The organism is Halomonas sp. I1 (assembly GCF_032334135.1).
GTDB lineage: Bacteria > Pseudomonadota > Gammaproteobacteria > Pseudomonadales > Halomonadaceae > Halomonas.
This window is the reverse complement of the sequence record NZ_JAVXUS010000009.1, coordinates 1-24,242: the sequence shown is the minus strand read 5'-3', so window position 1 is coordinate 24,242 and position 24,242 is coordinate 1. Positions and strand designations below refer to the sequence as shown.

The 24,242-nt window shown below is 65.4% G+C and carries 26 protein-coding genes and 4 tRNA genes; 10 read left to right on the top strand and 20 right to left on the bottom strand.

Annotated features, from left to right (window positions below; genetic code table 11):
- The first annotated feature begins 43 nt into the window (after window positions 1-43).
- The 4 genes from phnC to RSO41_RS10895 all read left to right on the top strand — a co-directional run bounded on the left by phnC (window position 44) and on the right by RSO41_RS10895 (window position 3,655).
- Window positions 44-847 (top strand): phosphonate ABC transporter ATP-binding protein, encoded by an 804-nt coding sequence (gene phnC, locus RSO41_RS10910; protein WP_315619125.1) that lies wholly within the window; start codon window positions 44-46, stop codon window positions 845-847.
- Window positions 834-1,634, top strand: coding sequence for a phosphonate ABC transporter, permease protein PhnE (gene phnE, locus RSO41_RS10905; protein WP_315619124.1), 801 nt, complete (start codon window positions 834-836; stop codon window positions 1,632-1,634). The genes phnC and phnE (RSO41_RS10905) overlap by 14 nt, the downstream gene beginning before the upstream one ends.
- Complete coding sequence (gene phnE, locus RSO41_RS10900; RefSeq protein ID WP_315619123.1) at window positions 1,628-2,440, top strand: phosphonate ABC transporter, permease protein PhnE; 813 nt, start codon at window positions 1,628-1,630, stop codon at window positions 2,438-2,440. The genes phnE (RSO41_RS10905) and phnE (RSO41_RS10900) overlap by 7 nt, the downstream gene beginning before the upstream one ends.
- A gap of 150 nt (window positions 2,441-2,590) precedes the next feature.
- Window positions 2,591-3,655: an endonuclease/exonuclease/phosphatase family protein gene (locus tag RSO41_RS10895; RefSeq protein ID WP_315619122.1), complete on the top strand. Its 1,065-nt coding sequence runs from the start codon at window positions 2,591-2,593 to the stop codon at window positions 3,653-3,655.
- Between the two features lie 159 nt (window positions 3,656-3,814).
- Here RSO41_RS10895 and RSO41_RS10890 read toward each other — a convergent pair.
- The 4 genes from RSO41_RS10890 to RSO41_RS10875 all read right to left on the bottom strand — a co-directional run bounded on the left by RSO41_RS10890 (window position 3,815) and on the right by RSO41_RS10875 (window position 4,172).
- Window positions 3,815-3,889, bottom strand: a tRNA-Gly gene (locus tag RSO41_RS10890).
- 27 nt (window positions 3,890-3,916) lie between these two features.
- A tRNA-Glu gene (locus tag RSO41_RS10885) sits at window positions 3,917-3,992 on the bottom strand.
- Between the two features lie 4 nt (window positions 3,993-3,996).
- A tRNA-Gly gene (locus RSO41_RS10880) sits at window positions 3,997-4,071 on the bottom strand.
- 25 nt (window positions 4,072-4,096) lie between these two features.
- A tRNA-Glu gene (locus RSO41_RS10875) sits at window positions 4,097-4,172 on the bottom strand.
- A gap of 165 nt (window positions 4,173-4,337) precedes the next feature.
- Between RSO41_RS10875 and msrB the strand changes: the two genes are divergently transcribed.
- The 4 genes from msrB to htpX all read left to right on the top strand — a co-directional run bounded on the left by msrB (window position 4,338) and on the right by htpX (window position 8,100).
- The gene (msrB, locus tag RSO41_RS10870; protein ID WP_315619121.1) at window positions 4,338-4,739 is read left to right on the top strand and encodes a peptide-methionine (R)-S-oxide reductase MsrB; all 402 of its coding nucleotides are present in this window, start codon (window positions 4,338-4,340) and stop codon (window positions 4,737-4,739) included.
- A gap of 88 nt (window positions 4,740-4,827) precedes the next feature.
- On the top strand, window positions 4,828-5,787 hold the full coding sequence (gene ylqF / locus RSO41_RS10865) for a ribosome biogenesis GTPase YlqF (protein WP_315619120.1): 960 nt from the start codon (window positions 4,828-4,830) through the stop codon (window positions 5,785-5,787).
- A 57-nt stretch (window positions 5,788-5,844) separates the two neighbouring features.
- Window positions 5,845-7,074: a pyridoxal phosphate-dependent aminotransferase gene (locus tag RSO41_RS10860; RefSeq protein ID WP_315619119.1), complete on the top strand. Its 1,230-nt coding sequence runs from the start codon at window positions 5,845-5,847 to the stop codon at window positions 7,072-7,074.
- Window positions 7,075-7,200: 126 nt separating this feature from the next.
- Entirely contained in the window at window positions 7,201-8,100 is a 900-nt protein-coding gene (gene htpX, locus RSO41_RS10855; RefSeq protein WP_315619117.1) for a protease HtpX, read from the top strand.
- Window positions 8,101-8,180: 80 nt separating this feature from the next.
- Here htpX and pdxB read toward each other — a convergent pair whose 3' ends face one another.
- Window positions 8,181-9,332: a 4-phosphoerythronate dehydrogenase PdxB gene (gene pdxB, locus RSO41_RS10850; RefSeq protein ID WP_315619116.1), complete on the bottom strand. Its 1,152-nt coding sequence runs from the start codon at window positions 9,330-9,332 to the stop codon at window positions 8,181-8,183.
- A 122-nt stretch (window positions 9,333-9,454) separates the two neighbouring features.
- On the opposite strand from pdxB, the gene RSO41_RS10845 reads away from it, so the two are divergent.
- On the top strand, window positions 9,455-9,739 hold the full coding sequence (locus tag RSO41_RS10845) for a hypothetical protein (RefSeq protein ID WP_315619115.1): 285 nt from the start codon (window positions 9,455-9,457) through the stop codon (window positions 9,737-9,739).
- A gap of 161 nt (window positions 9,740-9,900) precedes the next feature.
- Here the strand turns inward: RSO41_RS10845 and RSO41_RS10840 are convergent, their stop codons facing one another.
- From RSO41_RS10840 to RSO41_RS10770, 15 genes are all read right to left on the bottom strand, one after another.
- Window positions 9,901-10,728, bottom strand: coding sequence for a sulfurtransferase (locus tag RSO41_RS10840; protein ID WP_315619114.1), 828 nt, complete (start codon window positions 10,726-10,728; stop codon window positions 9,901-9,903).
- On the bottom strand, window positions 10,725-12,923 hold the full coding sequence (locus RSO41_RS10835) for an ATP-dependent helicase (protein ID WP_315619113.1): 2,199 nt from the start codon (window positions 12,921-12,923) through the stop codon (window positions 10,725-10,727). The genes RSO41_RS10840 and RSO41_RS10835 overlap by 4 nt, the downstream gene beginning before the upstream one ends.
- Window positions 12,920-13,474: a DUF1285 domain-containing protein gene (locus RSO41_RS10830; protein ID WP_315619112.1), complete on the bottom strand. Its 555-nt coding sequence runs from the start codon at window positions 13,472-13,474 to the stop codon at window positions 12,920-12,922. The genes RSO41_RS10835 and RSO41_RS10830 overlap by 4 nt, the downstream gene beginning before the upstream one ends.
- A gap of 91 nt (window positions 13,475-13,565) precedes the next feature.
- Entirely contained in the window at window positions 13,566-14,393 is an 828-nt protein-coding gene (locus RSO41_RS10825; RefSeq protein ID WP_315619111.1) for a TatD family hydrolase, read from the bottom strand.
- Between the two features lie 53 nt (window positions 14,394-14,446).
- On the bottom strand, window positions 14,447-15,436 hold the full coding sequence (locus tag RSO41_RS10820) for a DNA polymerase III subunit delta' (protein ID WP_410000324.1): 990 nt from the start codon (window positions 15,434-15,436) through the stop codon (window positions 14,447-14,449).
- Window positions 15,433-16,086 carry a dTMP kinase gene (tmk, locus tag RSO41_RS10815; protein WP_315619109.1) on the bottom strand — a complete coding sequence of 218 codons (654 nt, stop codon included), beginning with the start codon at window positions 16,084-16,086 and terminating at the stop codon, window positions 15,433-15,435. Before tmk ends, RSO41_RS10820 begins: the two co-directional genes overlap by 4 nt.
- A gap of 27 nt (window positions 16,087-16,113) precedes the next feature.
- A complete protein-coding gene (gene mltG / locus RSO41_RS10810) occupies window positions 16,114-17,118 on the bottom strand; it encodes an endolytic transglycosylase MltG (RefSeq protein ID WP_315619108.1) in 1,005 nt (334 codons plus the stop codon).
- Window positions 17,115-17,936, bottom strand: coding sequence for an aminodeoxychorismate lyase (gene pabC, locus RSO41_RS10805; RefSeq protein ID WP_315619107.1), 822 nt, complete (start codon window positions 17,934-17,936; stop codon window positions 17,115-17,117). The genes mltG and pabC overlap by 4 nt, the downstream gene beginning before the upstream one ends.
- Before the next feature lie 35 nt (window positions 17,937-17,971).
- Complete coding sequence (fabF, locus tag RSO41_RS10800; protein ID WP_315619106.1) at window positions 17,972-19,210, bottom strand: beta-ketoacyl-ACP synthase II; 1,239 nt, start codon at window positions 19,208-19,210, stop codon at window positions 17,972-17,974.
- Between the two features lie 248 nt (window positions 19,211-19,458).
- On the bottom strand, window positions 19,459-19,692 hold the full coding sequence (acpP, locus tag RSO41_RS10795) for an acyl carrier protein (protein ID WP_013331755.1): 234 nt from the start codon (window positions 19,690-19,692) through the stop codon (window positions 19,459-19,461).
- Window positions 19,693-19,816: 124 nt separating this feature from the next.
- Window positions 19,817-20,560, bottom strand: coding sequence for a 3-oxoacyl-ACP reductase FabG (gene fabG / locus RSO41_RS10790; RefSeq protein WP_315619105.1), 744 nt, complete (start codon window positions 20,558-20,560; stop codon window positions 19,817-19,819).
- A 31-nt stretch (window positions 20,561-20,591) separates the two neighbouring features.
- On the bottom strand, window positions 20,592-21,563 hold the full coding sequence (gene fabD, locus RSO41_RS10785; RefSeq protein WP_315619104.1) for an ACP S-malonyltransferase: 972 nt from the start codon (window positions 21,561-21,563) through the stop codon (window positions 20,592-20,594).
- A 5-nt stretch (window positions 21,564-21,568) separates the two neighbouring features.
- The gene (plsX, locus tag RSO41_RS10780) at window positions 21,569-22,693 is read right to left on the bottom strand and encodes a phosphate acyltransferase PlsX (protein WP_315619227.1); all 1,125 of its coding nucleotides are present in this window, start codon (window positions 22,691-22,693) and stop codon (window positions 21,569-21,571) included.
- Window positions 22,694-22,732: 39 nt separating this feature from the next.
- On the bottom strand, window positions 22,733-22,903 hold the full coding sequence (gene rpmF, locus RSO41_RS10775) for a 50S ribosomal protein L32 (RefSeq protein WP_275288932.1): 171 nt from the start codon (window positions 22,901-22,903) through the stop codon (window positions 22,733-22,735).
- A gap of 32 nt (window positions 22,904-22,935) precedes the next feature.
- Entirely contained in the window at window positions 22,936-23,466 is a 531-nt protein-coding gene (locus tag RSO41_RS10770) for a YceD family protein (RefSeq protein WP_315619103.1), read from the bottom strand.
- Between the two features lie 111 nt (window positions 23,467-23,577).
- Here RSO41_RS10770 and RSO41_RS10765 point away from each other — a divergent pair, with 111 nt between their 5' ends.
- The gene (locus tag RSO41_RS10765) at window positions 23,578-24,165 is read left to right on the top strand and encodes a nucleoside triphosphate pyrophosphatase (protein ID WP_315619102.1); all 588 of its coding nucleotides are present in this window, start codon (window positions 23,578-23,580) and stop codon (window positions 24,163-24,165) included.
- Window positions 24,166-24,242 lie beyond the last annotated feature (77 nt).

The window sequence follows — 24,242 nt, the reverse complement described above, 5'->3', positions numbered from 1 at the left end:
TTTTTCTTGTTTCCTGAATTCAGGTTTTCACCCGGACGCCAACATGCTCGCCATTTCCGGTCTGACCAAACAATACGGCCAGGACGCGCCGGTGCTCACCGGCCTGGACCTGACCGTGGAAGGCAACAGCGTCGTTGCGATCGTCGGCGCATCGGGTGCCGGCAAGAGCACCATGCTTCGTTGCATCAACCGTCTCGTCGAGCCGACCTCCGGCTCGATCCGGCTCAATGACCACGAACTGGTCAACTTGAAGGGCGCTGAACTGAGGCGTGCCCGCCGTCGCATCGGTATGGTCTTTCAAGGGTTCAACCTCATCGACCGGCTCACCGTGATGGAGAACGTGCTCGCCGGCCGCCTGGGCTACGTCAACCTCTTCCAGGCCGTGACGCGTCGCTACCCCGCCACCGATATCGAGCGCGCCTTCCAGCTCATGGAACGCGTCGACATCGCCCACTACGCCAACAAGCGGGCCGACGAACTGTCCGGCGGCGAACGCCAGCGGGTCGGCGTGGTACGCGCCTTGATGCAGGAGCCGGAGGTATTGCTGGCCGACGAGCCCACTGCCTCGCTCGATCCGCGCACATCCGAACAGATCATGATGCTGCTGCAGAGCCTGGCCAGCGAGTTGTCGCTGCCGGTCCTGATCAACATCCACAACGTCGGCCAGGCCAAGACCTACACCGAGCGCATCGTCGGACTGCGCCACGGCAGGATGATCTTCGATGGCCTCCCTGACGACTTCACCCATGATGCTCTCGAGGCCGTCTACGGTGGGATAGAGGCCTCGGATGAGTCCATCGCGCCGGCAGCAAAGCGGCAACGCGAGGTGCCCCATGACCCCTTCTGAGACGCCCCGCACCTGGCGCAAGCCCCCCTTCATCGCCAACCCCTGGCTGCGCTACGGCATATTGGCCGTTACCGCCACCTATCTCGTCTGGGCCTTCGCCACCCTGCCGTTCAACTGGCAGCGCATCGCCGAGGGCCTGCCACGTTCCGCACGCATCTTCGGCGGCGGTTTCCCGCCGAACTTCTCGCGTGCCGACCTATTGTTGACGGGCTTCGTGGAGAGCCTGCAGATCGCCATCCTGGCGACCCTGCTCGGTGTCGCCCTGTCGATCCCCTTCGCCATCATGGCGGCCCGCAATATCGCACCACTGCCCGTCTACCTGCTGGGCCGAGCGGTAATCATCGTGTCGCGCAGCTTCCACCCGGTGATCGTGGCGATCCTGTTCGTCGCCGCCGTGGGCTTCGGCCCGCTCGCCGGCATCCTGACCCTGACCCTCTATTCCATCGGCTTTGTCGGCAAACTGCTCGCCGAAGAAATCGAAGAGATCGACTGGGGACAGGTGGAAGCCATTCGCGCTGCCGGTGCCGGTTATCTGGCCACTCTCTGTTACGCCGTCTTCCCGCAGATCCTGCCACGCCAGGTCGGGTTATCGATGTATCAGCTCGACAGCAACCTGCGCGCCTCGGCGGTCGTCGGCATCGTCGGCGCCGGCGGCATCGGCAGCACGTTGATGAATGCCTTCGGGCGGTACGACTACGATTTCGCCTTCGCTATTCTGCTGGTCATCATCGCCGTGATCCTGGTCAGCGAAGGCATCAGTGGCTGGGTGAGGAAACGCTTATGGTAAAAGGACAAGCCGAGCCTGCCGCCGACCGGGTGTGGCGCCGCTACGACCGCCGCCAGCGACTGATTCGCTATGCCGGCGTTCTGGCCGTGATGATGACCGTGGTCTGGGCGGTGCGAGACATCGATATCTTCTGGCCCTGGGTCTGGGATGCCCCGAACCAGATATCCAACCTGGGCGCGCGCATGTGGCCTCCCGACCCGACGCGCCTCGGCGCGATCATTGCCGCCATGCTGGAAACCGTGCATATCGCGACCCTGGCCACCATGCTGACCATCTTCATCGCCCTGCCGGTCTCCTACATCGCGGCCCAGAACACGACACCCAATCGCGCCTGCCTGTGGCTCGGCCGCTTCATTCTGGTGGCCAGCCGTTCCGTCAACACCATCATCTGGGCCCTGCTGTTCGTGGCCATCTTCGGCCCCGGCGTGCTGGCCGGCATCCTGGCCATCATGTTCCGTTCGGTAGGCTTCATCGGCAAGCTGATGGGCGAGGCTATCGAAGAAATCGACAAACGCCCGGTCGAAGCCATGGAAGCCACCGGCGCGTCCAAGGCCAAGGTCATCGCCTATGCGGTCGTTCCCCAGGTGATGCCGGCCTTCTTCGCCATCATCATCCTCCGCTGGGACATCAACATCCGAGAATCCACCGTGCTGGGCCTGGTCGGCGCCGGCGGCATCGGCGTGATCCTTCAGGGGGCCATCGATACCTTCGCCTGGCCCACCGTGGCCACCATCCTCATCGCCATCATCGCCCTGGTGCTGATCGGCGAGGCGCTGACCAGCCTGTTGCGGCGCAGGGTACTGTGACTGCTACCCGCCCTAGCGAGGGTTTACGCGGATTATCGCTAAACGAACGTAGCGCAACGATGGTGCATACGGAGAACGCGACTCCCCTCGCTCCAGAATCCGGAGTATGCTCCGCAGGACACCCGCAGGCATCGACATGGAGGACGTGCCGTGCTGTCCATCGTCATCGCAACCCTCGCCACCCTGCTCCTGGGGATCACCATCCTGGCGCGCCTGCCATTCCACTGGTGGTGGATACGCAGCTGCGAATTCCCGCGTCTGCAGATCGCCGCACTGGCTCTGCTGCCTCTGCTGCTCGCCCCTCTCGCCGAGGCGCCCTGGCGCTGGCTGGCCGTGTCGAGCGGCCTGGCCACCCTGGTGATCCAGGCATGCTACATCCTGCCCTGGACACGCCTCTGGCCCGTTCAGGTCCAGCGCGCCGAGCCCGGTCATGACGACCGCTGCGTGCGCTTGCTGGTCGCCAATGTGCTGACACCCAATCGCAATGCCGAAGGACTGGTCGAGCTCATCCACGCCCATGCGCCGGATATCGTTTTGACCCTGGAGTCCGATGACTGGTGGGGACAACAGCTCGATGCCGCCCTGGCCGATCAATGGCCCCACGCCGTCCGTATCCCCCAGAACAACCTCTACGGCATGCACCTCTATTCTCGGCTCCCCCTGGTATCAACACGGATCGAACGACTGATCCAGGAGGACATTCCTTCCATCGCGACCGGGGTCACCCTGCGCTGTGGAGAGGACATCCAGCTGTATGCCGTGCATCCACGCCCACCGGCACCCAACGAGAGCGAGGAGTCGTTGTGGCGCGATGCCGAACTCCTGTTGATCGGCAAGCGCATCCACGCCGCTCCTGTCCCGACCCTCGTGGCCGGCGATCTCAACGACGTGGCATGGTCACGCACGACCCGGCGCTTCTGCCGCATCAGCGGCATGCTCGACCCGCGTCGAGGCCGCGGCATGTTCAGTACCTTCCACGCGCATTATCCGTTGCTGCGCTGGCCACTCGATCATGTCTTTTCCAGTGAACACTTCACGCTGCGCGACATGCGACGCCTGCCGGGATTCGGCTCAGACCACTTCCCGATTCTCACCACACTCTGCTATCGCCCCTCCCGCGCCGACGAACACGAGACGCCCGAAGCAGACCGTGACGAGCACCAGGAAGCACGCGCCACGATCCGCGAAGGCAAGGAAAGGGAGCAGGAGACGTAAGCTCGAAGCTCGAAGCTCGAAGCTCGAAGCTCGAAGCTCGAAGCTCGAAGCTCGAAGCTCGAAGCTCGAAGCTCGAAGCCAGTATGATCACACGCAGGAGCACGACCCGACACAAGCGTGTCAGCGCATCAAAAAGGAGGTTCTATCGCAGAGACAATCTGGAGCGGGAAACGAGATTCGAACTCGCGACCCTCGCCTTGGCAAGGCGATGCTCTACCACTGAGCTATTCCCGCGCTTCGCATTGTCGAATCACCGGAAGGTGGCGTCCCATAGGGGGTTCGAACCCCTGTTACCGCCGTGAAAGGGCGGTGTCCTGGACCACTAGACGAATGGGACGCATTGGAGCGGGAAACGAGATTCGAACTCGCGACCCTCGCCTTGGCAAGGCGATGCTCTACCACTGAGCTATTCCCGCACTCCGGTACCTTGATGAGTCGAGGTGGCGTCCCATAGGGGGTTCGAACCCCTGTTACCGCCGTGAAAGGGCGGTGTCCTGGACCACTAGACGAATGGGACGTCGCTCGCCTCGTCGAGGTGGCGCGTATATTACTCAGCGCCTTGAAAAGAGTCAACCCCGAACCCCATCCCGTTGATTATCAACCCAACGTTGGCGATGCTGACTGGAAAAAACGACCGACTTGAATGTCACAATGAAGTGCAGGCACGACGAGGAGACCGCCCATGCGCAAGAAGATCGAGAAGAGCGACGCCGAGTGGCGCGAGCAGCTGACGCCGGAGCAATACCACGTCACTCGCGAGAAGGGTACCGAGCGTCCCTTCACGGGTGATTACGAGGTCACCGAGGAGCACGGCATCTATCACTGCGTGTGCTGTCACGCGCCCCTGTTCGAGAACGAGCACAAGTTCGAGGCCGGCTGTGGCTGGCCCAGCTTCGACCGACCACTCTCCTCGGCATGCGTGGAAGAGCAGGCCGACAGCAGCCACGGTATGCAACGCATCGAAGTGACCTGTGCACGCTGCAATGCCCACCTCGGCCACGTCTTCCCCGATGGCCCACCGGAAACCACCGGACAGCGTTTCTGCATCAACTCGGTCGCCCTGGACTTCCACTCCGGTGAATGAAGGCGCGCCCCCTGCAACGGCCGACCATCTGCTATGATGGTCGGCCGTTTTCTTTGTTTCACTGCGACAAGACAAGCAGGAGGGGTCGATGCTCGGCTGGTACCCGGGACACATGAACAAGGCGCGCCGACAGATCCTCGAGACGCTGCCGGAAATCGATGTCGTGATCGAGGTGCTCGACGCCCGCCTGCCCTACTCCAGCGCCAACCCGATGCTGGCGGAACTGACCCGTCACAAGCCGGTGCTCAAGGTGCTCTCCCGGGCCGATCTCGCCGATCCCGAGCGGACTCGCGAATGGACGAACCACTTCGACGCCCAGCCCGATGTCCGCGCCCTGGCCGTGACCACGACCCAGGCTCGGGAGCTCAAGCGCGTTCCCAGGCTGTGCCATGAGCTGGCCGGCCAGGTGCGCGCCGATCGCGACGTGCGGGTCATGGTCATGGGCATCCCTAATGTCGGCAAGTCGACGCTGATCAATGGCCTGGCCGGACGGACCATCGCCAAGACCGGCAACGAGCCGGCCGTGACCAAGCGTCAGCAGAAGGTGCGCATCGCCGGCCAGGTAGCGCTCATCGATACTCCCGGGGTGCTGTGGCCGAAAATAGAGGATCAGGCTTGCGCCTATCGCCTGGCCGCCAGCGGCGCCATCCGCGACACCGCCATCGACTATGTCGACGTGGCCATCGTGACCGCCGCCGAGCTCGCCAGACGCTATCCCGAGGCCCTCTCGGCGCGGTACAAGCTCAAGGAACTGCCGTCCTACCGGCCGAACCCCGAAGCCGAGCGCATCGAGGCCGACGGCGCCCCCGGCCCCGACCTGCTGGCACAGGCCGGCTTCGACGGTCACGCCATCCTGACCCGCATCGCCGGCAAGCGCGGTGGCCTGCGCGCCGGCGGCGAGGTGGACCTGCATCGCGGTGCCGAGGTGCTGCTCCACGAGCTTCGCGATGGCAAGCTGGGCCGCCTGACCCTCGAGACACCTGCCGATATCCCGGCAGCCGAGGAAGACCAAGAAGAAGATGCCGCGACGGACTCGACCGGCGACTAGGCGCCACAAGACGCCCCCATCATCCTGGCCATACCTGGACACCCCTGGAAGCACGACATGGATACTGCCCCACTCGACAAATCGCACAAACTCGACAGCGTCTGCTACGACATCCGCGGCCCGGTGCTCGAGCACGCCAAGCGCCTGGAGGACGAAGGCCAGCGAATCCTCAAGCTGAACATCGGCAACCCCGCGCCGTTCGGCTTCGAGGCCCCGGAAGAGATCCTTCAGGATGTGATGCGCAACCTGCCCACGGCCCAGGGCTACTGCGACTCCAAGGGGCTCTATTCGGCCCGCAAGGCGATCATGCAGGAGTGTCAGCGCAAGGAAATCCCCGGCGTCGGCATCGAAGACATCTACATCGGCAATGGCGTCTCGGAGCTGATCGTGATGGCCCTGCAGGCGCTGCTCAACGATGGCGACGAGCTGCTGATCCCGGCCCCCGACTATCCGCTGTGGACGGCGGCGGCCAACCTTTCCGGTGGCCGTGCCGTGCACTATCTGTGCGACGAGCAGTCCGACTGGGCACCGGACATGGCGGATATCCGCGCCAAGGTGACCAGTCACACCCGAGCCATCGTCATCATCAACCCCAACAACCCCACCGGCGCCGTCTATCCCCCGGAAGTGGTCAGTGAGCTGCTCGACATCGCCCGGGAGCACGACCTGGTGGTGTTCTCCGACGAGATCTACGACAAGATCCTCTATGACGGCGTCGAGCATATCGCCACCGGTTCCCTGGCCTCCGAGGACCAGCTGGTGGTGACCATGAACGGGCTCTCCAAGAGCTATCGATGCGCCGGCTTCCGCAGCGGCTGGATGACGCTCTCGGGTACCCTGGCCAAGAAGCGTGCCAGCGACTTCATCCAGGGGCTGACCATGCTCGCCTCCATGCGCCTGTGCGCCAACGTGCCGGCTCAGCACGCCATCCAGACCGCACTGGGCGGCTATCAGTCGGTCAACGACCTGATCCTGCCCGGCGGGCGGCTGCTCGCCCAGCGCGACATCACCCATGAAAAGCTCAATGCCATTCCCGGGGTCAGTTGCACCAAGCCCAAGGGAGCGCTCTACGCCTTCCCGCGCCTGGATCCCAAGGTCTTCAACATTCAGGACGACCAGCAAATGGTGCTCGACTTGCTGCTCCAGGAGAAGATCCTGCTGGTCCAGGGCAGCGCCTTCAACTGGCCGGAACCGGATCACGTGCGCATCGTCACCCTTCCCTGGGTCGACCAGCTCGACGATGCTCTGGAGCGCTTCGCGCGCTTTTTGTCACGTTATCGCCAATAGCGGCCCATAGACTGTCGCCACGCTTGAAACCCTTGGCGAAAAGCCGTATCTAATGCAAGGCTTTCTATCGCCGCGCCCGTCCGATCCCCGAACGGGCGCGACACTCTCGACGGGAGATATCCGGCAATGATGAGAATTCTGCTCTTCCTGGGCACCAACCTGGCCGTCATCCTGGTCGCCAGCATCACCCTGCGACTGCTCGGCGTGGAGTCCTATCTCTCCGAGAACGGCATGAACATGACCGGGTTGCTGATCTTCTGCTTCATCTTCGGCATGGCGGGCTCGCTGGTGTCGCTGTTCATCTCCAAGTGGATGGCCAAGCGTTCCACCGGCACCGTGATCATCGAGTCGCCTTCCAACGCCACCGAGAAGTGGCTGGTCGACACCGTCGCCGAACTGGCGCGCGATGCCGGCATCAAGACCCCGGAGGTCGGCATCTTCCCGGCCCAGCAGTCCAACGCCTTCGCGACCGGCTGGAAGAAGGACGATGCCCTGGTGGCGGTCTCCGCCGGTTTGCTGAACCGCATGAAACCCGAAGAGATTCGCGCCGTTCTGGCCCACGAGATCGGCCACGTGGCCAATGGCGACATGGTCACCCTGGCGCTGATCCAGGGCGTGCTCAATACCTTTGTGATGTTCTTCGCACGCGTCGTCGCCCAACTGGTCGACAGCTTCCTGCGCAAGGATGACAATGAGGGACTCGGGTTCTTCGGCTACTTCGCGGTGGTCATCGTCGCCGAGATCGTCTTCGGCTTGATCGCCTCGGCCATCGTCGCCTGGTTCTCGCGCTTCCGCGAGTACCGCGCCGACGCCGCCGGCGCCAGCCTGGCCGGCAGCGGCGCCATGATCAATGCCCTGGCGCGGCTCAAGGCCGAGACCCAGATGCCCGATCAGATGCCGGACACCATGACGGCCTTCGCCATCACCACCGGCCAGTCACGCCGCCTGATGGAGAAACTCTTCGCCAGCCACCCGCCGCTGGACGAGCGCATCCGCGCCCTGAAAGAAGCCGCCTATCGGCAATAAAGGAACCCGGCGGCAGTAACAGCGGCGAGCCACGAGCGGCGAGATACGAAACGCGGAGGCGACACGCTCAAGCGTTGCACTCACCGCTCGAGTCTCGTGATTTGGAATCCCGCGGCTGCCAATGGCCCGGCCAGGTCGGCGGCGGCGTCTTCGAGCCCCACCTCGAGGGTCGAGAATTCCCGGCGCAGCGGGTAGTTCGCCCGGCAGGCATCGAAGCCTTCCGCCATGCCTGCGTTGCGCACCCGATGCCGAAGGGCGTCATGGTCGCGACGCGGATCATAGACGGCGCGCATGCACAGCCGCAGCGCCTCCTCGACCTCGAGCCCGGCATCCAGCACGAGGCGCGACACGGGAGGCGCCGGCATCAGCGAGGCCTCGTCCAGCCGGGCGGGAAGCCCGACATGGCGTGCCAGGGCGCGATAGATCCGGTGCGTGCCACGCAGCTTGCCGTCCAGGCTGTAGCCGGCGACATGTGGCGTGGCGAGCGCAGCCAGGTCACGCAGGGCGGCATCGATGCCGGGCTCGTTTTCCCAGACATCCAGTACCGCCGCGATATCGCCCCGGCCCGACAATCGCGTTCTCAGGGCCTGGCCATCCACGCAGCCGCCCCGGCCGGCATTGAGCACTATCGTGTCGGGCGCCAGCTCGGCGATACGACGGGCATCGAGCAAGTGATGCGTCGCATGCGGGCCCTCCGACACCAGCGGCGTATGCAGGCAAAGCACGTCACAGCGGTCGATCAGGGTATCCAGGTCGACGAACCCCAGGTCACCTTCCGCCTCGGCACGCGGAGGATCACAGGCCAGGCAGTCGATGCCCAGCGCCTGGAGCCGCGCCAGCAACCGCCCCCCGACATTGCCGACACCGATGATGCCGATGCGGCGCTCGGTGAGCCGGAAGCCACCCTGCTCGGCCAGGGTCGACAGGCTCGCCAGCACGTAATCGACCACTGCCTCGGCATTGCACCCGGGCGCACTGGCGAAACCGATACCGCCTTCGGACAGCGCCCGGGTATCGACATGATCGGTGCCGATGGTACAGGTGCCGACGAAGCGCAATCGCGAGCCGGCCACCAGGCCCTCGTCGACCCGAGTGACCGAGCGCACCACCAGGGCATCGGCGTCACGTACCGTCGCAGCATCGATCTCGCGTCCGGGCACGCTGACCACCTGGCCCAGGGCACCGAAACAACGCCGGGCTTGTGGAACATTGGCATCGACGATGATCCGCATGGTGGTATCCTCCCGCCCCGACCGTCGGCTTTGTGCCCCGGACACAAGGCCTTACAATAGCGTTCATGTTACATGAGCGGTGCCGCCTACGCTGCTGCCACACCACCAACACCGGAGCCATCGTGATCGTCCGCTGGGAAACCGACCATGACTATGTGCTGATACATGTCCATCAGGACATGTTCGGCGACTGGATATTCAGCCGCGCCTGGGGGCAGATCGGCACCCAGTTCGGCGGCCTGAAGCATCAGCTCGCCGACGACCACGCCCAGGCGATGATGTGGCTCGACGACGAGGCCACCATCCAGACCTCACGAGGCTTCCACAAGGTCCTGGAAGCCGACGATCATAGCCCTGAGGGGCAGGATGCCGTGAGACAGCTTTCCTTGCTCGACGGTGATTATTAACCCGGCAAGCTTTTATGTCGGGTGAATCGCGGCACAGGAACGTGCCGCCGCCGGCCGTCAGGCCGGCGCGAGCCCGCGCCACACCAGAAGGTCCACGCATCTGCGCCAGCGTGGTGCGGGCGACAATCCAATAGATCAGGACGATCTATTGGATTGCCAGGTTAATAGTCACCAGTGGCGATGGGCCTCGCCGGATCCCGAATCCACTCGCTCCAGGAGCCGACATAGAGCCTGGGTAGCGGCAGGTCCGCCACGGCGCAGGCCAGGATATTGTGGCAGGCGGTGACGCCGGAGCCACAGTAGCTGATGACCTCGCTCGCCTCCGGCAGTGCCTCGCGCAATGCCGCCGGTGACTTGAAGCGCCCGCTCTCGTCCAGGTTGTCCGCGCTGGGGCGGCAGCGTGCCCCGGGAATATGCCCGGCCAGTGCATCGACCGGCTCGCTCTCGCCGCGAAAGCGCGCCCGGGAACGTGCATCGAGCTTCATCGCCCGGCTGGAGAAGACCTCGTCGGCCTCGACCCAGGCGCCATCATCGAAGGTGGGTGCCCAATCGCTCGGCTCGATGCCCGCTTCCTCGCCCTCGACCAGCGAGCCACCCGCCTCTCGCCAGGCCGGCAGCCCGCCGTCGAGCACTCGTACCTCCGGGTGCCCTGCCCATTGACTCAGCATCCACCAGGCGCGCGCCGCGGCGAGCTGCCCGCCCATGTCGTCATACACCACCACCGCGCGACCGGATTCGACCCCGAGCCGTCGCAGCGTCGCGGCGAAGGCTCCGGGCTCGGGCAGCGGGTGCCGCCCCCGTACCCCGGCCGGCGACGCCAGGTCACGGTCGAGATCGAGATGACGGCTGGCGGGCACATGACCGTCGCGCCACAGACGGGCACCAGCCTCGGGGTCTCCGAGTCGCGCCCGGCAGTCCAGCACCACGGGGGCCTGTGACCCCTGAAGCCAGTGGCGCAGCGCATCGGCACCGATCAGGACATCGCTCATGCGTGTTCTCCTTCCAGCAGTTCGATGGGGGCTCGACTGGCGATCAGGCGCCGCCGCCCGGCCTGGAGGAAGCGTACCTCGATCACCGGGTTGGCCGGATCGCCCTCCACCACACTGATCTCCCCCTGGCCGAATACCGCGTGGTTCAGCCGCTGGCCGACCCGGTAGTCGGCACCGCGCTCGGCGATGCCCGGTGTAGTGGCGGCCTCGATCGGCAGGTCGATCGGGGAATCCGGCGACAGAGCCGACAGGTAGCGGCGCACCAGGTCGGGCCGGGTCACCGCGACAGGCGTCGTCTCTTCGGAGGCCGCCAGGCGCTGCGCCACACGCTGGCCATCCTGCCAGGCGGTTTCGGCGAGGAAACGACTTGGCCGGTGATCGCCGCCATCGTGCAGCATCACCAGGCGTTCCCGGGCCCGGGTAATCGCCACGTAGAACAACCGTCGCTCTTCCTCGAGCCTCTGGGGACTCAGCGGGTTGTCCCGGGTATAGTGCGGAAAATCTTCCTCGTTGGCGCCGGCCAGCATCACCAGCGGCCATTCCAGTCCCTTGGCGCCATGCACCGTGTTGATCAGGACACCATCGTCTCGATTCTCCACCGGCCGTCGCAGCAGGTCGGTGAAGGCCGCCAAGTCACTGACCTCGTTAGCCTGTTCGATGAGGACATCCAGCAGGCGCACGTCCTCTTCGCCCTTGTCGCGGCGCGCGGCGGCACGCTTGAGCACCTTCTCGGCCTCCACCGCCTCGATCACGTGCTCAAGCAGGCGAGCCGGCGACCACGCCGAACGCCCGGGCAACTCGCACAGCAGCGCCCAGCGGCGCTTGAGGCTACGCCGCTGGTGGGGCTTGATGCCGTCCAGCAGGGGGTCGTGGCGTTCGGGCCAGCGTTGGGTCTCGGCCAGGCGAGCCGCCAGTGCCGACAGGCGCTCCCGGGGAACAAAGGGCGTCGGCTGGGACAGCAGCGTCAATAGGTGGCCGGGGTCCTGCAGCAAGGAGGCATCCCGGGCCAGCATCAGGTACCCCGCCAGCGCCTCGACCAGCGGCAGGCGAAAGACGAAGCGATCCTCCCGGGCCAGCCGGAAGGGAATGCCGGCACGCAGCAGCGCCAGCTGCAGGGGCACCGACAAGGCCCAGCTGCGTACCAGCAGGCTGGCCTCCGAAAGGTCCCGGCCCTGGCGCTGCCAGTCGGCGAGTTCGTCGAGCAATGCCTGACTGCCCTGGTTCACCGACAGCGTGGTCGACGGGTTGTCGGGGGCGGCCAGGCAAATCTGGTCGGGACGACGCCGGTTGGCGTCGATGGCATGGTTGGCCACCAGGGCCAGGGCATGGCCATGCCGAAAGGTCGTCGACAAGGGGTAGTCACGCGCGGCGCCGAAGGTCGCGGTGAAGTTTTCGAGCATGGTATCGGGATGGGCGCCGCGCCATTCGTAGATGCACTGGTTGGCGTCGCCCACCGCCATCACCGCCGCCTCGCGCCCCGCCAGCACGGCCAGCAGGCGTTGCTGGGCGACATTGATGTCCTGATACTCGTCGATGATGACGTGATCGAGAAAGCCCTGCACCCGAGCGCGCAGGTCGGCGTCTGCCTCCAGGGCTCGCAGCGGACGATAGATCAGGTCGGCATAGGTCATCAGACCGTGATCGGCGAGCAGGGTCTCGGCCTGCTCGAAGGCGCCCACGAAATGCTCGGTGCCATCGCCGAAATCGAGCCGCGCATAGAGCTCGGCGGGCTCGGCCATTTCCGCCTTCACCAATCCACAGAAGTGCGCCAGGGCTTCCAGCTTGTCGGCATCGAGGGCGGTCTCGCGCGCTTCTGGCGCCCCTTCCAGGGCATTCAGCGAGGCCTGGCGCAGCAGGCGCTCCAGTTGCCAGTCGGCGGTCAGCAACTGACGCGGCGACAGCACCCCCCAGCGGGTCAAACTCTGGCTGAGACGATGCCCCAGGGAGTGGAAGGTCCGTACATCGGGCAGCCGCTGCCCTGCCGGTGCCATGGCGGTCAATCGCGCCTGGAAGTCCTCGCGGGCGGAACGGTTGAACATCAAGATCAGCAGGCGCGTCGGGTCGACGCCGCGCCCGAGCAACGTCAGTACCCGCGCGACCATGGTGGTGGTCTTGCCGGCACCGGCGACCGCCGCGACACGGGCATGCCCCTGATCATGCGCCACGACGGCGCGCTGCTCCAACGTCAGCTTCATGGCGCCTCGCCGTCCAGACGCCCCAGCGGATGCCAGGCGCCGCCGCTGGTCAGCCCCAGCCAGGGCACACCCTGCTCGTCGACACGCTCCTCGGCCTGCTCGATCAAGCGGTAGAAGAGGTTACGCCCGAGCCGCGCAGCGAGCCCGAAGCGCACCGGCACTTCCGGGACCCACTCGTCACGTGGCGTGGCGGTGATGCTCAGGCGGTGAGTCTCGTCGAGCCGTACCCGATCGCCCAGATTGGTGACGACATGCCAGTCGCCCTGGTCGTCGCGTTCGGCATCGACGGCGATGAAGGCCAGGTCCTCGACGCGAATGCGCTGCTTCTCGATGGGCGTCACCAGCCAGTGCGAACCATCGTCCTCGCGGCGCAGGATAGTGGAAAGCAGACGCACCAGGCGTGGCCGAGCGATGACACCGCCCTCGTGAATCCAGCGACCATCGGCGGCGATCAGCAGGTCCATCTCGCCGGCCTGTTCGGGGGCCCAGCGATCCACCGGCGGAATCCCGCCCGAGACATCGATATCGGCCATGAGTGAATCCAGATGCATGTGCACTCCTGCGGACGGCGATGGGCGGACAAGGCACGCGAGACCCGGCCTGTCTGCGCGACAGACGAACCCGGGTCAGGACGAACCCGGGTCAGACCAGGCCGGCCCTGGCCAATGACTGGCGCACCTCGCTCGAGGCCTCGGGCGCGGCCGCCTTGAACAGTCGATAGAAATTGGCGGCGGTCTGCATGGCAACCTCCTCGACGCTGATGCCGCGTTCGGCAGCGATGCACTCGGCCACTTCCACCACCCAGGCCGGCTCATTGGGCTTGCCGCGATGAGGCACCGGCGCCAGGTAGGGACTGTCGGTCTCGATCAGCAGGCGGTCGAGAGGCAGGCGCCGCGCCAGTTCACGGACTGAGGTGGCATTGCGAAAGGTGACGATGCCCGACAACGAGATATGAAACCCCTGGCCGACGGCCTCGCGGGCCATGTCCAGGTCCTCGGTGAAGCAGTGCAGCACGCCGCCGACGGCAGGGTCGACATGCTCGCGTATCAGCGCCAGGGTGTCTTCCCGTGCCTCGCGGGTATGAATGATCACCGGCAGGCCGAGCTGGGTGGCCGCGATCAGGTGACGACGAAAGCGCTCGTACTGTACATCGCGCGGCACGCCGTCGTAGTGGTAGTCGAGCCCGGTCTCGCCGATGGCCACGGCGCCATGGCCGTCGGCAGACTCCATGATCGCCTCGACGCTCGGCTCCTCGGGCACCTCGTGCAGAGGGTGAACACCGGCGGAAATCGCCACGTCGTCGTGCTCGCGAGCAAGCGCGGCGAGGCCGGGCACACCGTCGAGCGTGGTCGCGATGGCCAGGAACTGGCGCACGTCACGGGCACGGGCCGCTTCCAGGGCCGCCCCGACATCGCCGTCATGGGTGCGGGGATCGAGGCGGTCGAGGTGACAGTGGGAATCGACAAACATGCGCTTCACCGGTTTGAAAATGAAAGGAACACCGTCCGGTGCCGTGGCATCGATCAGGATCTGAGCAACGCCGCCCAGCGGACCAGCCAAGCTTCGAGCACCAGTTGGGGATTGGGGTTGTTGCCCTCGGCCAGCAGACGCCGTTGTTCGCGAGCATAGTCCAACAGCCGGAACCAGTCGCGGACCCGGGCATTCTTGACCGCCTGACGGTACAACGGCAGCAGGTCGGGGTTGCGTAACTCGGCGGAGACACCGGACAACCCGAGGCGAATCAGGTCCTCGAGCCAGGCGATACCGTACCACAGGATGGCATCGACCGACTGCCGGTCCAGCCGCGCGGCCTCGGCGACCGGCTCGGCGCCACGCACCAGGGCATCGAAGGTTTCGTGGAGCTGCTGCCGCAGGGCCCGGGATTCCGGGTCGGCCAACTCCAGGGCCCTCAACGGCAGCCCGCCCGAGGCACGCCACCAGAAACGCGCATCGTCCTCGCCACCAAGCCGTTCGCCCAGCCAGGCCAGGCTTTCCGTCTCGTCGGCCTGCGCCAGGCTCCATTGCTGACAGCGTGAGCGTATGGTCGGCAGCAGGTGCGAGGGAATATCCGACAACAGCACGAACAATGTCTTGCCACCGGGCTCCTCCAGGCTCTTGAGCAGGGCGTTGGAGGCCGCCACGTTCATGGCTTCCGCCGGCGTGATGACGATCACCCGATAGCCGCCCTGCTGGGCGGTCTGGGCGACGAAGGCATTGATATCGCGTACCGGGCCGATGCGAATCTGGCGCTTGCCCTCCTCGGGCGACACCCGCATCAGGTCCGGGTGGTAACCGGACGCCAGCATTCGGCAGGCATGGCAATGGCCACAGGCGAACTCGCCGGGCGCGGCGCACAGGGTTCGGGCGATCAATGCCTCGGCCAGCGACGTCTTGCCGATGCCTTTCGGTCCGGCAAACAACAGGGCGTGCGGCAAGCGGCCTGCATCGGCGAGGCGCGTGATCTCCTTCCAGCGCGCCGCCAGCCAGGGATAGGGACGCACGATGTCCGTCATGACCACGCCTCCAGGCGGTCATCGAGCAGGGTTCTCAGCTCGTCCTGCACCGCATCCAGTGGCTGATCGGCATTCACCACACATACGCGATCCGGGGCCGCCTTCGCTCGTGCCAGATAGGCGCGGCGTACGGCCTCGAAGAACTCGGCACGCTCGCGCTCGAAGCGGTCTCGCTCGCCTCCATCGTGATCGAGGCGCCCTTCCAGGCGACGCTGGGCCGCTGCCATGGGCATATCCAGCAGCAGCGTCAGGTCGGGCGTCAGACCACGTTGGACGAAAGCCTCCAGTTCGGCAATGCGCGAGGCGTCGATGCCACGCCCCCCCCCCTGATAGGCGAAGGTCGCATCCGTGAAGCGGTCACAGACCACCCAGGCGCCCCGTTCGAGTGCCGGTCGCACCACTCGGGCCAGATGTTGGGCCCGGGCGGCGAACACCAGCAGCAGCTCGGCGTCATCGTCGAGCGGCTCGTTGCCGGCGGGATCGAGCAGCAGGCCTCGAATGGCCTCGGCCCTCGGCGTTCCCCCCGGTTCCCGGGTGCGTACCACCTCGATGCCATGCGCCTCGAGATGATCGACCACCAGCGCAAGGTTGGTGGTCTTGCCCACGCCTTCGCCGCCTTCCAGGGTGATAAAGCGTCCACGCCTCGTCATGTGGCTTCCCGATGGTTGGTAAATAAATCAGCGATTACGGATATAGCGATTGACGGCGTTATTGTGCTCGCGCAGGGTGCGCGAGAAATGGTGCGTACCATCACCGCGGGAAACGAAATACAGCGCTTCGCCCTCTGCAGGCTGCACAGCGGCCTCCAGGGAGGCGCGCCCCGGCAAGGCAATCGGCGTCGGTGGCAGGCCCTCGATCACGTAGGTGTTGTAGGGCGTGGCCTCGCGCAGGTCGGCACGGGTGATGTTGCCCTCGTAACGGTCCCCCATGCCATAGATCACGGTGGGGTCGGTCTGCAGACGCATGCCCCGCTCCAGGCGGCGGACGAATACCCCGGCGATACGATTGCGCTCTTCCGGCGCGCCGGTTTCGCGCTCTACCAGAGAGGCCATGATCAAGGCCTCATAGGGCGACTCAAGCGGCAGGTCCTCGGCACGCTCGGCCCAGGCCGCCTCCAGCACCTCGTCCATTCGCACCATGGCCTGACGTAGAATCTCCAGGTCGCTGATCCCCTTGCGATACCGGTAGGTATCGGGGAAGAAACGTCCTTCGGGATGCTCGCCCTCCCTTCCCAGCCGCGTCATGATCTCGGCATCGCTCAGCGCTCTTGTCTCGTGATCGAGCTTCTCCGCCTCTGCCAGGGCTGCGCGCATCTGTTCGAAGGTCCAGCCTTCGGGAATGGTCACTTCATATCTGACCACCTCATGACGGCGCAGGCGCTCGAGCAATGCTCGTCCGTCCATGCCCGGCTCGAGCCGGTATTCGCCCGGCCTGAGTGCCGGCACGGCATCCGGCTCGAGACGCGTCAGCAACCGGAAGGCCCAGGCATTCTCGAGAACGCCACGTTCGGCGAGCTCGCCGATGACTCGATGATAGCCCGCCCCTTCCGGTACCTCGTAGATGAGTGGTTCGTCGATCGGCAGCGGCGCCTCGAGACGCGTTTCCCAGTAACGATATCCACCGCCGGCAATCAGGGCGACCAGAATCACCAGTAACGGCAGGAACTTCAGCGCACGTTTCATGCCTTTTCCTCGTCTCGCTCACCCGACTCATCTTCGTGACGCGGATAGCCCAGGAGCGCGTGGGCCTCGGCCTGCAACTCGCGATGCACCCTGCCGATCGTCCAGCACGCCCGCTGCCGTCCCTGCTCGTCGTCGAGACGTCGCACCGGCCAGAGGCCTTGCACGGCATTGCCGAGCCAGACGGCCTCTGCACCTTCGAGAACGCCGGGGGCGGCATCCACTTCCTGAATGCCGAGACGTCGACACAAGCCCTCTCGCAAGGTACCCGACACCCCGCAGCGCGCCAGTCCCGGCGTTTCCAGGCGCCCTGCCCGACGCCAGAACACATTCATGCAGGTCGCCTCGACCAGATGCCCCTCGCTGTCACACAGCAGGCCTTCAGCGATCTCCGGATCCTGCCACTCGGCACGAGCCATGACATTTTCCAGACGGTTGAGATGCTTGAGGCCGGCAAGCTGCGGTTGAATGCCCAGCGCCAACCGACAATGACGCACGCGAACCCCCCGCCACCAGCGCTCGGAGGCTGGTGAAAAGGGAGTCGCATGCCAACGCAGACGCGGCGCGGGCGCCTCGGGGGGAAGATAACCACGCCCACCGCTGCCTCGGGTCAGGGTCAGCTTGAGCACTCGGAGTCCCTGACCGGCCCGAGCCGGCAGGGCATCCAGAACCGCGCGCGACGGCATGGGGATACCCAGTCGCTTGCAACCCCGTGCGAGCCGCGCCATGTGCGGCTCCCACAGTGTCGCCACGCCATCCCGAACCAGGACAGTCTCGAACAGACCATCGCCGTAAGCCAGGCCACGGTCGTCGAAGGGCACGCCCTCCCCGTTTCCGATATCCTCCGGCGACAGACTCACACCTTCGAGAAGAGCAGCGTGCCGTTGGTGCCGCCGAAGCCGAAGGAATTCGACAGACTCACGTCGATCTTCATCTCACGGGCGCTGTTCGGCACGTAATCCAGGGTGCAGCCATCCTGGAGGTTGTCCAGGTTGATGGTCGGCGGTGCCACCTGGTCGCGAATTGCCAGCACGCTGAACACCGCCTCGACGGCACCGGCGGCACCGAGCAGATGACCGATCATCGACTTGGTGGAACTGACGGCCACGTCCCGGGAAGCCGCCCCCAGCACCTTCTCCACTGCACGACTCTCGGCGAGGTCGCCGGCCTGGGTCGAAGTACCATGGGCATTGATATAGTCGATGGCCGACGGGTCGATGCCGGCGTCGTGAATGGCATTGCTCATCGACATCGCCGCACCGCTGCCATCTTCGGGGGGCGCGGTCATGTGGTGGGCATCGTCGCTCATGCCGAAGCCACTCAACTCGGCATAGATGGTCGCGCCTCGGGCGACGGCATGCTCGTACTCTTCCAGCACCATGACGCCGGCACCGTCGGACAGCACGAAGCCATCCCGGTCGCGATCCCAGGGCCGGCTCGCCGCTTCGGGATCGTCATTGCGGGTGGACAGCGCCCGTGCCGCGGAGAACCCCCCCAGTCCGAGCGGCGTGGTCGCCATCTCGGCGCCACCGCAGACCATCACGTCGGCGTCGCCATAGGCGATGGTCCGGGCACTGTAGCCGATGTTGTGGGTACCGGTCGTGCAGGCGGTCGTGATGGCGATGTTGGGGCCGCGGAAGCCATGCTGGATGGCCAGGTTGCCGGAGATCATGTTGATGATCGAGCCCGGTACGAAGAACGGGGAAATGCGCCGCGCACCGCCCTTCTGCAGGGCGTTGTGGTTGTGCTCGATCATCGGCAGGCCGCCGATGCCGGAGCCGATGGCGACCCCGATCCGGTGAGCATTGTCGTCGGTGCACTCGATCCCGGCATCTTCGATCGCCTGACCACCAGCCGCCACCCCGTACTGGATGAACAGGTCCATCTTCCTGGCATCCTTGGGATTGAGATAGGGACTGATATCGAAATTCTTCACCGAGCCGCCGAAGCGCGTATTGAAGCCGCTGGCATCGAAGTGCTCGATCGGGGCAATACCGCTCTTGCCGGCCACGATGTTCCGCCAGCTCTCGTCAACGGTGTTTCCCACCGGCGTGACCAAGCCCAGCCCGGTCACCACAACCCTTCTGCGAGCCATCAGCTTTCCTCCAGACATCTCAAGATAGTGCAGCCCATCCAGGGGCGTTCATTGCCGGGCATTATACCCGACTCATCGCGCGCTGTACGCCATGCGGCAACCCACGGAAAACGAAGAATATCGAGATATGGCGCGAACAACGCCAGCATCGGTGTCATGGCCCCATAGCATAAGAGCCGCCCTGCATGGCAGGACGGCTCTCTCCGGGCAATACCCGGACCTTTCAGCAAGCGGGGTCGACCGCGCCCTTACTGGTGGGCGTTAACGTAGTCGATGGCTTCCTGAACGGTGGTGATCTTCTCGGCTTCCTCGTCGGGAATCTCGGTGTCGAATTCCTCTTCGAGCGCCATCACCAGCTCGACGGTATCCAGGGAATCGGCGCCGAGGTCCTCGGTGAAGGAAGATGAGCTCTGGATGTCCTCTTCCTTGACGTTCAGGCGCTCGGCCACAACCTTCTTCACGCGCTCTTCGATGGTGCTCATTATGACGTACTCCAGTCGTTCACGTTAGCCGTTCTGATGACCAGCCGGTTCAAATCCGCAAGCATAAGCTGCGGGGTAGTTTATAGACCGCTCTGGGTCGACGCAACCGCCGCATGCCGCGGCGTCAACGCATGTTCATGCCGCCATTCACATGCAGGGTTTCGCCGGTGATATAGCTTGCCGTCTCGCCGGTCAAAAAGCCCACCGCGGCGGCGATTTCTTCCGGGCGACCCAGTCGCGACAACGGAATCTGGCCGAGCAGCGCTTCCTGCTGGGCCTCGGGCAGCGACTCGGTCATGTCGGTGGCGATGAAACCCGGCGCCACGGCATTGACCGTGATATCGCGCGCCGCCACTTCACGCGCCAGCGCCCGGGTGAAGCCTTCCATGCCGGCCTTGGCCGCCGCATAGTTGGCCTGTCCAAGGTTGCCCATGGTGGCGACCACCGAGCTGATGGAAACGATGCGGCCGAAGCGTGCCCGGGTCATGCCGCGCAGGCAAGCCTTGCTGACGCGATAGACCGACTTGAGGTTGGCGTCCAGGACCGCATCCCAGTCGTCTTCCTTCATGCGCATCAGCAGATTGTCGCGCGTGATCCCGGCATTATTGACCAGGATGGTCGGCGCGCCGAATTCCTCGCCGATGGACTTGATCAGGGCATCCACGCTCTGCTGATCGGTGACGTCCAGGCGACGCCCGGCACCTTCGATGCCCTGCTCCTTGAGGTCCGCATCGATACGCTCGGCACCGGCATCGCTGGTCGCCGTACCGATCACGATACGTCCCTGGCGCCCCAGCTCATGGGCGATGGCGCGGCCGATGCCGCGACTGGCCCCGGTGATCAGGGCGACTCTACGCTCGGTTGTCATGCTCTCTTCCATTCTCGTCCGGGAGAGGGAGTCAGCCATTGGCCGACGGCGACTGGCCCGCCGCTTCGCGAGCCAGCTCCAGGGCAGCGGTGAGGCTATCCGGATCATTGACGGACAAGCCCCGACTACCCCGGGCAATTCGCTTGTTGAGGCCGGTCAGCACCTTGCCGGGCCCGCACTCGACGAACACCTCGGCGCCCAGTCCCGACAGGGCCTCGACGCAGGACGTCCAGCGCACCGGTTGATAGAGCTGCTCGACCAAGCGAGTCCGCAGCGTCTCGACATCGGCATGCGCCTCGGCATCGACATTCTGGATCACGGTGTAGCGCGGGGCACGAAATTCGATCGATGCCATCGCTTCGGCCAGCCGGTCGGCGGCCGGCCGCATCAGGTCACAGTGCGAAGGCACCGACACCGGCAGCGGCATGGCACGCTTGGCACCGGCTTCCTGACAGGCCGAGATGGCGCGATCAACGGCCGCCTTGCTGCCGGCGATGACCACCTGTCCCGGCGCATTGTAGTTGACCGCCGCCACGACGTCGCCCTCGGCGGCCTTGGCACAAGCCGCCTCGACCGCCTCGTCATCGAGGCCGAGCACGGCGGCCATGGCGCCCTCGCCCATGGGCACGGCATCCTGCATCGCCTCGCCTCGCAGCTTGACCAGGCGCACACCCTCGGCGAAGGGTAACGCACCGGCACACACCATGGCGCTGTACTCTCCCAGGCTGTGGCCGGCCATCGCCGCGGGACGCGGCCCTTCCAGCTCCTGCCAGACCCGCCATATCGACACGCTGGCCGTCAGCAATGCCGGCTGGGTACGAGCAGTGGCGTTGAGCGCCTCGGCGGGCCCTTCCTGGACCACTTGCCAGAGGTCATAGCCCAGCGCATCGGACGCTTCCTCGAAGGTGGTGCCCACCACGCTGTAGCGTTCCGCCAGCTCGCGCAGCATGCCGATCTGCTGGGAGCCCTGCCCGGGGAAGATGAGGGCAAGGGGTTGAGTCATGTCGATCACCTTTGCTCTTGTTGACTTGCCTCGCCGTCCGCCGCATCCGTGACGGTGGAGGCGAGTGTCCTGGATCCGCTAGCGTCTCGACCGTCATCGACGGCCGAGACGCTAGCGGACCGGCGCTGGCCAAGTGCTTCGTCCAGGCAGCCCGGCAGGTCGTGGGCGACTTCCCGGGCCGCGCGTGCCACGGCGTAATGGAAGCCGGCGGCATCGGCGCCGCCATGGCTCTTGATGACGATACCATCGAGCCCCAGCAGACTGGCACCGTTGTAGCGCACCGGATCGAGCTCACCGCGCAGCCTCGCCAGCGCGGGGCGTGCCAGCCACCCCACCAGTCGGCTGGACCAGTGAGCCTCGAAGGTCGCCTGGACCCGGCGCACCAGCATGCGCGCCAGCCCCTCGCTGGCCTTGAGCACGGCGTTGCCGACGAAGCCATCGCACACCACGACATCGACCTCGCCGGAAAAGATGGCATCTCCCTCGACGAACCCGAGGTAGTGCAGGCCCGGTTCTTGCCTGAGCAGCTCATCGGCACGCTGCACGCTGGCCGTCCCCTTGGTGCCCTCGACGCCAACGTTGAGCAGGCCGACCCGAGGGTGTGCCAGGTCATCGACGCGACGCGCCATGACCTCGCCCATCAGGGCGAAGTCCCGGAGCCGTTCGGCCTCGACATCGACATTGGCGCCCAGATCGAGCAGGTAGCAGCGACCCTCGCGGCGTGTCGGGATCGCGGTACTGATCGCCGGACGAGTCACTCCGGCCACCATGCCAAGCGCACGACGCGCCAATGCCATCAAGGCACCGGTATTGCCAGCACTGACGCCGGCCTCGGCCTCGCCTCGCGCCAGACATGCCAGCATTCCCGCCATGCTGGTGTCCGCAGGGCCACGCAACACCTGAGCAGGTCGTTGGTCCTGGCTGACGACACCGGGTGCATCCACGACGCGCAAACGCGACGACGCCGCGGCGAGAGACCGCGGCAGCCGGGAGAGTTCCTCGTCCAGATGTCGGGCGGGACCAAACAGCTGAATATCGAGGCCGGGGTCGGCCATGACGGCACTAGCGGCGCCCGCCACGGCAGCACGGGGCCCCAGATCCCCTCCCATGGCGTCAACGGCAATCCGCATCTCAGTCATCAGGCGTCATGGCGCAAGGGGTCGCCGTCTTCAGGCGTCGACGACCTTGCGACCGCGATAGTAGCCATCCGGCGCAACATGGTGACGCAGATGGGTGGTACCGGTTTCCTTGTCCTGGGACAGTGCCTTGCCGGTCAGGGCGTCGTGGCTGCGACGCATGCCGCGCTTGGAACGGGTCTTGCGGTTCTGTTGAACTGCCATGAGATATCACTCCAGAGTGAATCGATGAAATATCAGTGTTTTTTGCCCTTGAGGTGCTTGAGCACATCGAAGGGGCTCTTGGCGGGCGTGTCCGAATCGACGGAACCCACCCCGCTGCTCAGCTGGTCGCGCGAGACCTGGCAATCGGCCTCGTCGTGGTAAACCACCTGGGGCAGACTGAGGATCAGTTCATCCTCCACCACGGCCAGAAGGTTCAGCTGTTCGTTTTCCACCAGCACCGGTTCATGAGTGCTCGGCAGATCCGCCGCCAGGGCGTCGCTGGTCACCAGCCCCAGCAGGAAGTCACTCTCGACCTCGCTCGCCATGGGCGACAGGCAGCGTCGACACGGCAACTGCAGCCCGGCCTCGAGATGGCCTTCGATCCCCCGACGCCCCTGGGCGTCGATGGTGAAGTTCAGCCACACTCGAGCGTCCCCTTGCTGCTCGCCGACGGCCTCGGCAAGCCTGGGCATCTCGGCCAGCGCCACCAGGCCCTCGAGGTGTTCGCCGTGGGCAGCGAGCTTGTAAGGCTCGACCCGGCTTGGAAGTCGTGAGGTCAACATAGGCGCGCAATGATAGGCACTCCCCCAGTTCCTGTCAAAGCCGCCATCGTCTCGGGTTACAATGCGCCGCGAGCGCCTCGCCACCCTGCCTCACTTCCGTCTGGAGACCCCATGTCACGACTGGTCCTTGCTTCCGGCTCACGCTTCCGCCGCCAACTGCTCGACCGCCTGGAGATCCCCTACGCCTGGGCAAGCCCGGACATCGACGAGACACCCCGCGATGGTGAATCCCCCCAAGCGCTGGTGCATCGTCTGTCATTATCCAAGGCCGAGCGACTGGCAACGGACTGGCCGGATCACCTGATCATCGGCTCCGACCAGGTCGCGGTCTTCGACGGCCGGACGCTGGGCAAGCCCGCCGATGAAGCCGCGGCACGCGCCCAGCTGGCCGCCTTCTCGGGGCACCGGGTGAACTTCTTGACCGGCCTGGCCCTGATCGACACCCGACAAGCGAGCCACCGGGTCTGTCACGAACGCTACGACGTCGTTTTCCGCCACCTGACCGAGGGAGAAATTGCCCGCTACGTCGACCGGGAACGCCCTCTGGACAGCGCCGGCAGCTTCCGCATGGAAGGCCTCGGCATCACGTTGTTCGAACGCCTCGAAGGCGACGATCCCAACACCCTGATCGGCCTGCCACTCATCCGCCTCTGCGACATGCTCCGCGACGCCGGGCTGGATCCGTTGGGCGAGCCGTAAGCCGTAAGCCGTAAGCCGTAAGCCGTAAGCCGTAAGCCGTAAGCCGTAAGCCGTAAGCCGTACGCGGTCAGCCGTGA